Genomic DNA, 2,487 nt, shown 5'->3' on the forward strand with positions numbered 1-2,487 from the left:
AAGACAAAAGCCATCGAAGCGAGTTATAATGATGGTAACCAGCTCACGGCTTGGAATGGCGACAAACTAACGTATGACACGAATGGGAATCGTCTCAGCGATGGGACATACACGTACACCTGGGATACGGCAGACCAACTGACAGCCATCACGAAAAAAGGGGAAACAACGCCATTCGCCACGTATCAATACGATGATGACAACCGTCGTGTGGAAAAAACAGTGCATGGCCAAACGACCAAGTATTACTATGACGGCGATAGTATTGATGTCTTATACGAAACAGATGGTGCAGGCACGGTGCAACGCCAATATGTGTACTCCGATAGCAACGTGCGTATGGCGATGAAAGTGGGTGCAAAAACCATTTTCTATCACTACAATGCGCATGGCGATGTGGTTGCCCTAACCAATGAAGCTGGGGACTTAGTGGCAGAGTATAGTTATGACGCATGGGGGAACGTCCTACAAGCTACCGAAACAACCAATGAAGCGAAGCAAAATCCATTTGGCTATGCTGGCTATACGTACGACAAAGAAATCGGCATGTATTACTTGATGGCGCGTTATTATGAACCAAAACAAGGTATCTTCATCAGTGTGGATCCAGATCCAGGGGATGAAGATGACCCGTTAACCATGAACAGCTACAATTATGCCAACAATAATCCCGTGATGCATATTGATCCAGATGGGCATTGGGTGTGGTTGGCGGTTAATGCAGGGTTTGCGGTTTATGACGGATATAAGTCGTATAAAAAGACGAAGAGCTTTAAAAAAGCAGCGTTTGCGGCTGGGAAAGGAGCTCTTGGTGGCGGTAAATTTAAACTTGCTAAAAAGGCGATGGGTGGAACGTATAAGTTTGCGCAAAAAGGCCGTCACAGTGTCTATACATTAAGAAGTAAAAGTAGCGGAAAAATAGTATATACTGGTCGAACCAAGAATGTTAATGCAAGGAGGGCGGCACATAAAAAGAATCATCCAGATGCAAGAATGCGTGTAGAGAGAAGTGGGCTAAGTTACAATGCTGCTAGGGGATTGGAGCACCGTTACTATTTAAAAAATGGAGGTAAAAAAAAATCTAAGAAATAAAATACGCCCTATTGCTAAAAAGAATAAAAAATATAAGAAATACATGTCAGTATCGAGGAAGTATTGGAATTAAAAAAGGAGGGATTATGAAACTTGATTAATCAAGAGCTTATACTATTAAATGATTTATTATTAAAAGATATTTCAGGTTTAGATGATACAGAAAAAATACTGGCTATCGAAGATAAGATCAATAAAGCTTTAGATCTGGATCAACGTAAATGGGGCAATAAGGAATTATCCAAAGTTTCTATACGAACAAAAAAAGCAACGCGCAAAAAAGTAGAATTGGGAGATGTATTCGAGATATACCTAGAGAGTGAAAATATCTACAGCTATACAATTTTAGTTAAGCTTGAGGACGAGAAAGAAGAAGGGCAGTGGGCATACTCTTTATTTGGATTTCTAAATTATTTCAGCGAATATCCAGCAAGCATCGAAGAGTTAGTACAAAATTTAAAATTAGAAAACATCTTTATGTTTGCTGATTCAGGATTGACTGGTGTTATTGATGGAGATTGGAGAAAAGTAAGCAAGTGGGAATTTGATTGGCAGATAGATTTTACTAAAATAGAGTATCTCGCAGTAGAGGATGGTGGCGTTTTACGTCCAAATAATCGAGAATACTATAAGACGGTCGGGCACCCTAATGATGGAACCTCAGTTCGTATTGATTACAAAGAAGCAATAACTATTTCTAATCCGAGTGGGATGGTTGGTCAGGAATGGATTGAAGCGTTTTTGGTAGGTTCTTATAAGGGGAAGACGCTAGTTGAAATTAATGAAGAAATTATAAGTAATTAAGCTTAGGCAACATGAATAGATATCGATAAAGTCGATATTTAAGTAATAAAGAAAGGGCGCACTGAAAAAGTGATGCTCTTTCTTTGTGTATTGATGGATTGTCAAGAAGCATACTTTGTGACATTTGAATAAACAGTTGAAAACACACGTTAAAACATAAGAATACTATTAAGGTATTAAATAGTGATGAGGGTGAGCGTGGTTGAAATATCGCGAAAAAGATAGGAATGATGTTTTGCTAATTGATATTTGGTCGAAAGCTGAAAAATCATTGCATTTACTAAAAAATTATCTTCCATCTGTCAAAGGTATAGAAGATTTTGAAGTAGTAGTATATTATGATGCAGGTGCTGCCACAGAAATAGATTTTAGTGAGAAAAATAAAGAATTAATTGTCAGCTTGGATATGTTTAAACATAAATTCCGCTGATCGTGCGACAGGTGTGAAGTGGAATGGGCAAACCGCATTTAGCTTCCAATTTGACCCGAATGGGAACGAAACCAAAGTGACCGACGCAACCACAGGATGGGTGCGCGATAAAGCTTATGATGATGCCGACCGTATCACAAAACAAACCGAACGCGGTGGCA

At 39.1% G+C, this 2,487-nt stretch carries 3 protein-coding genes and 1 pseudogene; all 4 read left to right on the forward strand.

Features of this window, described 5'->3' with window-relative positions; all coding sequences use genetic code 11:
* Positions 1-1,092 (forward strand): RHS repeat-associated core domain-containing protein (locus tag PROCOU_RS15750; RefSeq protein ID WP_051994471.1); only part of this gene is annotated, 1,092 nt, incomplete at its 5' end.
* Between the two features lie 93 nt (positions 1,093-1,185).
* Positions 1,186-1,896 (forward strand): hypothetical protein, encoded by a 711-nt coding sequence (locus PROCOU_RS15755; protein ID WP_036074330.1) that lies wholly within the window; start codon positions 1,186-1,188, stop codon positions 1,894-1,896.
* A 202-nt stretch (positions 1,897-2,098) separates the two neighbouring features.
* Positions 2,099-2,326: a hypothetical protein gene (locus PROCOU_RS15760; protein ID WP_036074332.1), complete on the forward strand. Its 228-nt coding sequence runs from the start codon at positions 2,099-2,101 to the stop codon at positions 2,324-2,326.
* Positions 2,316-2,487 (forward strand): annotated as a pseudogene (locus tag PROCOU_RS19430) (RHS repeat domain-containing protein); the annotation flags it as partial. The gene PROCOU_RS15760 and the pseudogene PROCOU_RS19430, both read left to right, overlap by 11 nt.

Origin of the sequence: Listeria rocourtiae FSL F6-920, from assembly GCF_000525975.1 — a bacterium.
GTDB lineage: Bacteria > Bacillota > Bacilli > Lactobacillales > Listeriaceae > Listeria_A > Listeria_A rocourtiae.